The sequence below is a fragment of the uncultured Algibacter sp. genome (genome assembly GCF_963976535.1).
In the GTDB taxonomy this organism is placed as follows: Bacteria; Bacteroidota; Bacteroidia; order Flavobacteriales; family Flavobacteriaceae; genus Algibacter_B.
Genome location: NZ_CAXBLF010000095.1, coordinates 1 through 7334 on the forward strand (window position 1 = coordinate 1; position 7334 = coordinate 7334).

Below are 7334 nucleotides of genomic sequence, written 5' to 3' on the forward strand. Positions count from 1 at the left end.
AAACTGCGACTGATCCCGATAGCTATCGGGACTGCCTACTTTTTTATCCCCTTCTAAACTCACTCAACAAAACGGCTGTTGCTGTAGCTACATTTAAGCTTTCAGTAGCTTGTAAATCGCCAAATCTTGGTATCGAAATATTTTCTGTAATTACAGCTTCTACTTCTTTTGAAACGCCATTAGCTTCATTACCCATTACTAAAATGCCTTTTTTGGGTAATGTTTTATGATACACATTTTCGCCTTCCATAAAAGCGCCAAAAATAGGTGTTTCACTCCCTTTCAAAAAAGTCACTAAATCTACATAACTAATATTAACTCTTATTATAGAGCCCATTGTAGCTTGAATGACTTTTGGGTTAAAACAATCTGCAGTTTCTTTACTACAAATTAATTCTTTCACTCCAAACCAATCACATAATCTAATAATAGTTCCTAAATTACCGGGGTCTCTTATGGCGTCGAGAGCTACTATAAGTCCAGATTTGTCAATGGGTTTTGGTTCTGGAATTTTAAAAATAGCCATAGCCTTATTAGGTGTTGTTAGAAAACTAATGCGCTTTAAATCTGAATTGGAAATTATAACTTCATCTTTGGCATCAATATTGAATGATTCTGTCGTATATAATTTCTGAAGCTCTAAATTAGATTGTAAAAGTTCTTTTATAGTTTTAACACCTTCAACAACAAAAAAACCATGTTGCTGTCTATATTTTTTTTGCTTTAAACTCGTTATTAATTTTATTTGACTTTTAGAAAGCATTTATATATTTTATGTTAAATACCATTTACCATTTGAAACTACCGTAATAAAACACCTTTTTTTCCTTTCTTTTTTATTTTAAAAAGAAACCGTAACTAAGGCTATGCTTTATTTTTCAATTTCAAATAAAGAAAAAAATCATTCCCAAAAAGTCGGGACAGGCTGTTTTCTTTCACAATATTTTCAATTAATAAATGGTATAAATAATGTATTTTTGAATCGGTTATCAGCATTTATATTACAAACTTACAAATACTGTTCTTTTTTAAAGTCTAAAACCTAAATTAACTATAATTTCATTTGAAAAAACAACTTTCAAAAATATTGTTTTTAGTACTGCTTACAGTGGGCTTATACTCTTGTGACGCAGTAAAAAGAGTTGCTGAAGACGAACATTTACTTACCAAAACTTCGGTTATTGTTAATGACAAAAAAGACAACAGTGAAACCATAAACAGCCTATTATACCAAAAGCCTAATAGAAAAATAGCAAGGATACCGTTACGTTTGCATATTTACAATACTGCAAGATCAAACAGGGATTCTTTATTTGAAACTTGGTTAGATAAAAACCCAAAACGAAGGGCACGATTAGAACGAAGGTATTCAAAAAAACAGGTGAATAAAATAAAACAATCGGTCTTAGGCTTCAATAACTGGCTAAAAACCACTGGCGAAGCACCGGTTGTCTTAGATGAAGATAAAACTAAACGTTCTGTAAGACGTCTTACAGATTATTATATTAATAATGGTTGGTTTAATGTTGAAGCTGACTTCAACATAGAAAAAAATGACAACAAGCGTGCAGAAATAAAATATACTGTTGAAACAAAACACCCTTTTCTAATTGATTCGATATCAGATATCATAAAATCGCCTGTTATTGACTCTTTATATCTAAATATTAAGAAAAACGCCATTATTAAAACAGGCGAACAGTATAAAACTTCTAATTTTGAGCAAGAACGCGATAGAATTTCTACTGCATTGCGTAATTCTGGAGTGTATCATTTTAACCAAGATTATATCACTTTTGAAATGGATACCATTGGCACTAATAAAAAGGTAAATGTTGGTATTAAAATTCAAGATAGAGCTATTAGAACAGCCGATTCTATAAGAAGAGAACCATTTAAAATACACAAAATAAGTGATGTAAATATTATTACTGACTACACCTTTGAGAACAGAAATAAACCATTTCAAGACTCTATTTCTTATGGTAGTTACAAATTATACGGTTATGACAAAATACGGTATAGACCAAAAGCCTTAACTGATGCTATTTTTATAACCCCTGGTGAAGTATTTAAGGATATTGACAGAACAAGAACTTACAGATATATTAATGAACTTCGCACATTTAAATATCCAAATATTGAATATACTGAAAACCCAGGCAATACACTTACAGATACCATTAGGCTTACACCTTTAAAAAAGTTTAGTTTAAGTTTTAGCACCGATGTTTCAAAAAGTAACATACAATCATTTGGGTTTTCATTAAACCCAAGTTTGAAAATTAGAAATGTTTTTAGAGGAGCAGAAACTCTTGAAATATCGGGTATTGCTTCTATTGGAGCATCAGAGGATCTTAAAGTAGACGGCGATCCATTTTTTGATATAACAGAATTTGGAGTAGATATTAAGCTAACTATACCCAGAGTTTTCTCGCCTTTTTACACTGAAAATATTATCCCTAAATACATGTCGCCGAGTACCCGAATTGGTTTAGCTACTACAAGTCAAACTAATATTGGTTTAGACAAACAAACCTTTAGCGGTAGTTTTAGTTATAACTGGTATCCCAATACAAAGGTTACTAATAGGTTAGATTTGTTTAATGTTCAGTATGTAAGAAACTTGAATGTAGATAACTATTTTAGAGTTTATGATAATTCTTTCAGTTCATTAAATACAATAGCGCAAGATGTTGGCTATATAGGTTCTGGTAGCGATTTAACCATCCCTGATGGAGCAAATACTTTTATAGGTTATGCAACCAACCAACCAACCCCAAGTGAAATATCAAGTTCTCAATTAGAAACAATTAACGGTATAGATGAACGTCAAGACAGACTAACAGAAAACAACCTTATACTGTCTTCAAGTTTCAACTTTACAAAGGATGAGCGTACTAATTTAATTGACAACGACTTTTCAATATTTCGTTTTAAATTAGAACTTGCTGGAAATTTATTGGCAAGCACCTCAAAACTTTTAGGACTAAAAAAAGATAGTAATAATCGTTATCAGCTCCTAGATGTCGCTTATTCGCAATATGTGAAAACAGAATTTGATTATATAAAACACTGGGATTTAGGCAAAAAAAATGTACTCGCTACACGAGCTTTCTTTGGCATTGCCATTCCTTACGGTAATTCAAACAGTATTCCTTTTGCAAAAAGTTTCTTTGGTGGTGGGCCTAACGATAATCGTGCTTGGTCTGCATATAATTTAGGTCCCGGAAGCTCAGAAACCACAAACGAGTTTAACGAAGCAAACCTAAAATTAGCTTTTAGTACAGAACAGCGTTTCAATATTTTTGAAAATTTAAACGGCGCTATTTTTGTGGATGCCGGTAATATTTGGAATGTTTTAGATAATGTGGAAGACAACAATGCCACCTTCTCCGGATTTAACTCGTTAAAAGACATTGCTGTTGGTTCAGGTTTTGGTTTACGTTATGATTTTAATTTTTTCGTATTCAGATTTGATGTTGGCTTCAAAACCTACGACCCTTCTTATAGAGATAATAACAGATGGTTTAATGATTATAACTTTGCTAATGCCGTTTATAACATTGGTATAAACTACCCATTTTAGAGCCATTTTCTTTAAATTGCACTATAACGTTTTAGTATCACTTTGGTGTTTTCAAGCCCAAAAACAACCTTAAATTATTTAAAAATTGATTACTTTTGCTCTTACTAATTACAAATCATATTTAATTCTATAAAATGGGACATAACATTAAACCAGGAGTAGCTACAGGCAAAGAAGTTCAAGCTATATTCAACCACGCAAAAGCTAATAATTATGCTTTACCAGCTGTTAACGTAATAGGTTCAGACACTATAAACGGTGTTTTAGAAACTGCAAGAGATTTAAACGCTCCAGTAATCATTCAATTTTCTAATGGTGGTGCACAATTTAATGCAGGTAAAGGTTTAAATAACGACGGCCAAAAAGCAGCTATTGCAGGTGCCATTGCAGGTGCTAAACATGTGCATACTTTAGCAGAAGCTTATGGTGTTCCAGTAATTTTACATACCGACCATTGTGCCAAAAAACTATTACCTTGGATTGATGGTTTATTAGATGCCAGTGAAATACATTTTGCTGAAACTGGTAAATCTTTATTCAGTTCTCACATGATTGATCTTTCTGAAGAGCCAATCGAAGAAAATATTGAAATCTGTAAGCAATACCTAAAGCGCATGAGCAAAATGGGTATGACTTTAGAAATTGAACTTGGTATCACTGGTGGTGAAGAAGACGGTGTTGATAATACCGATGTTGATGATTCTAAACTATACACACAACCAGAAGAAGTAGCTTACGCTTATGAAGAATTAAGTAAAGTAAGTCCACAATTCACAATTGCTGCTGCATTTGGTAACGTACACGGTGTTTATAAACCAGGAAACGTAAAATTAACGCCAAAAATCTTAAGGAATTCTCAAGAGCATATCTCGAAAAAATATGGTGTAGAACATAATCATATCGATTTTGTTTTTCATGGTGGATCAGGCTCTACAGTTGAAGAAATTCGTGAAGGTATTAGTTATGGTGTAATCAAAATGAATATTGACACCGATTTACAATACGCTTTCATGAGTGGTATTCGTGACTATATGGGCACCAAAGTTGAGTACTTAAAATCACAAATTGGAAACCCAGATGGTAGCGATTCTCCAAACAAAAAATACTACGACCCAAGAGTTTGGTTACGTGCAGGGGAAGTTACTTTTGTAGCGCGATTAAAAAAGGCGTTTGAAGATTTAAATAATGTAAACACCTTATAAATTTAGGTAAATTTACTACAAACATACCTTAAAAAGGTTCTGTAATTCGCAGAACTTTTTTTGTTTACAGGCCTAAAAAGCAGGCAATTACAAATAATAATTTAATAAAATCATTTGGGCGTTACCACAAAATTAAAAAAAGGTTTAATTTTGTGGTCAAGCTTTCGGCAGTCGCTTCCCGATAAAAATCGGGAGAGCTTCAACAAATGCCTCAATCTTTAACGCAGTTTTTCGATTCGTCGGATAATTATAATCCGAAATCGTAATTAGTAAACATGTCCTGAGCGCAGTCTAAGGATCAAAATCGTAAAGCATTATGTCTTGGTTTCAAAGAAAAACAAAAGGAATAACAACGACTACTGAAGATAAAAAAGACATACCTAAAGGTCTGTGGTACAAATCTCCTACTGGTAAAATTGTTGACACAGAAGAGTTAGAGAAAAACTTTTATGTGAGTCCAGAAGATGGCTACCATGTTAGAATAGGTAGTAAAGAATATTTTGAAATTCTTTTTGACGATAATAAATTCGAAGAATTAGATGCTCATTTAGAATCTAAAGACCCGCTTAAGTTTGAGGACACTAAAAAATATCCTGACCGTTTAAAAGCAGCTCAAAATAAAACAAAATTAAAAGACGCCGTAAGAACGGCTGTTGGAAAATCCAAAGGTAAAGATCTTGTTATTGCCTGTATGGATTTTAGTTTTATTGGTGGCTCCATGGGAAGTGTAGTTGGCGAGAAAATAGCTAGAGCTGCAGACTACGCTTTAAAAAACAAACTACCATTACTGGTAATTTCTAAATCTGGTGGAGCACGTATGATGGAAGCCGCATTATCATTAATGCAATTAGCTAAAACATCTGTAAAATTAGCACAATTAGCCGATGCTGGCCTCCCTTACATTTCGTTATGTACAGACCCAACCACAGGTGGTACAACAGCATCCTTTGCTATGTTAGGTGATATTAATATTAGTGAACCAGGTGCCTTAATAGGGTTTGCAGGTCCTCGTATAGTAAGAGATACCACAGGAAAAGAATTACCTGAAGGGTTTCAAACTTCAGAATTTCTATTAGAACATGGTTTCTTAGATTTTATAACGCTTCGTAGAGATTTAAAAAATAAGGTAAATCAATATTTGGATTTAATATTGAATCAACCGCTTAGAGCATAAAAAAAAGAGGCTGTCTGAAAAGTTTTTCTAGTAGTCAGTTGGAGCATTAACGAGGTCAAAATGTATTTTGAACAAAGGTAGCTTACCAAGTAAGTCGAAAACGTTATAACCTTAATTTCTAATGCATTTCGATTTGCTTCGCAAGGTGCTTTCAATGAAAAAATATTTTCATTTCACCAATGCTCAATGTGGCAATTTACTGCAAAATTGACTTTTCAGACTGTTTTTTTTAGGCGCTTTTAAGAAAAATTGAAAACTCCGTTCCTACATCAATTTCACTAGTAACTTCTACTTTACCTCCTAAAGATTCAATATGATTTTTAGTAATAAAGAGTCCAAGGCCAATAGCATCTTTATTGGTATGAAATGTTTTGTATAGCTGAAATAACTTTTTGCCATATTTTTCTATGTCTATGCCTATTCCATTATCAGAAATCTTAAAAATAACATAGTCGTTTTCAACCAATGATGTTAATTTAATTTCGGGATCGCGTTCTTCAGATCTGTATTTAATAGCGTTTGTTAAAAAGTTTAAAATAATACTATCCAAATATGCTGGTACGCCCATAATCGTTAATTCCTCATCTACATTATTTACAATAGTTGTTTTTGTGTTTTTAGCATAAGCAGTAACCGTATAAATTGCTTTTTCAATATAATCGTATAGGTTTAAAGTTTCTAATTGTTGTGAATCTACTTGTTTAATTTTGGCAACATCTGTTAAATGTGATACTGTTTCTTCTAAATTTTCAATAGCATTTCTTAACAGCACAAAACTTTCATTCTCTTTTAACCACGAAAATTCATCTTCTAAAAATCCTTTTATTGTAGATAAATTACCCGAATGAGATCGTAAATTATGCGTTATTATATCAGCGAAAGCTGTTAATCGTTCATTTTGTTCTCTAACCACTCCTAACATTAACTTGAGTTTATCTTGGTTTAGTTTTCGGCTAGTAACATCAGAGAATTGCCAAATCATTTGGCTTGGGCTACCATCTGCATTATTTATTAATGACACAGATATTAAAACCCATATTAGGGAACCATCTTTATGAAAGTACCGTTGCCGAACTCTATATCTATAAATTTTTCCTTGCATTAAGCGTTCGTACTTTGTAGCATGAACGCCTAAATCTTCTCTAAAAACGATATTTTCAATATTCATATTGAATAACTCATTTCTAGTATAGCCAAAGAGTTCACAAATACTATCATTTACCTTAATCCAATCACCATCTAAGGTTAATATGACAATGCCATCATAAGTGTTATTGAAAATTTTTTCTAAAGAATCATAAGTGTCAGGAAAGTTACTTTGAGGAAACAATGATTTCATAAATTTATGAGTTATTAATTATTTAAAAAT

Annotated in this window: 5 protein-coding genes; 3 read left to right on the top strand and 2 right to left on the bottom strand. The window is 32.4% G+C overall.

Annotated elements, in window-relative coordinates:
• Window positions 1–43 precede the first annotated feature (43 nt).
• Entirely contained in the window at window positions 44–763 is a 720-nt protein-coding gene (locus AAC024_RS15335; protein ID WP_339896369.1) for an RNA methyltransferase, read from the bottom strand.
• 300 nt (window positions 764–1063) lie between these two features.
• Between AAC024_RS15335 and AAC024_RS15340 the strand changes: the two genes are divergently transcribed.
• The 3 genes from AAC024_RS15340 to accD all read left to right on the top strand — a co-directional run bounded on the left by AAC024_RS15340 (window position 1064) and on the right by accD (window position 5965).
• Complete coding sequence (locus AAC024_RS15340) at window positions 1064–3589, top strand: BamA/TamA family outer membrane protein (protein WP_339896370.1); 2526 nt, start codon at window positions 1064–1066, stop codon at window positions 3587–3589.
• 134 nt (window positions 3590–3723) lie between these two features.
• Window positions 3724–4791: a class II fructose-bisphosphate aldolase gene (gene fbaA / locus AAC024_RS15345; protein ID WP_339896371.1), complete on the top strand. Its 1068-nt coding sequence runs from the start codon at window positions 3724–3726 to the stop codon at window positions 4789–4791.
• Between the two features lie 316 nt (window positions 4792–5107).
• Window positions 5108–5965 carry an acetyl-CoA carboxylase, carboxyltransferase subunit beta gene (accD, locus tag AAC024_RS15350; protein ID WP_339896372.1) on the top strand — a complete coding sequence of 286 codons (858 nt, stop codon included), beginning with the start codon at window positions 5108–5110 and terminating at the stop codon, window positions 5963–5965.
• A 229-nt stretch (window positions 5966–6194) separates the two neighbouring features.
• Here the strand turns inward: accD and AAC024_RS15355 are convergent, their stop codons facing one another.
• Entirely contained in the window at window positions 6195–7304 is a 1110-nt protein-coding gene (locus tag AAC024_RS15355) for a PAS domain S-box protein (protein ID WP_339896373.1), read from the bottom strand.
• Window positions 7305–7334 lie beyond the last annotated feature (30 nt).

Coding starts and splice junctions, on each gene's coding strand:
- fbaA (WP_339896371.1), top strand. CDS start 3,724: ATGGGACATAACATTAAACCAGGAGTAGCTACAGGCAAAGAAGTTCAA.
- AAC024_RS15355 (WP_339896373.1), bottom strand. CDS start 7,304: ATGAAATCATTGTTTCCTCAAAGTAACTTTCCTGACACTTATGATTCT.
- AAC024_RS15335 (WP_339896369.1), bottom strand. CDS start 763: ATGCTTTCTAAAAGTCAAATAAAATTAATAACGAGTTTAAAGCAAAAA.
- accD (WP_339896372.1), top strand. CDS start 5,108: ATGTCTTGGTTTCAAAGAAAAACAAAAGGAATAACAACGACTACTGAA.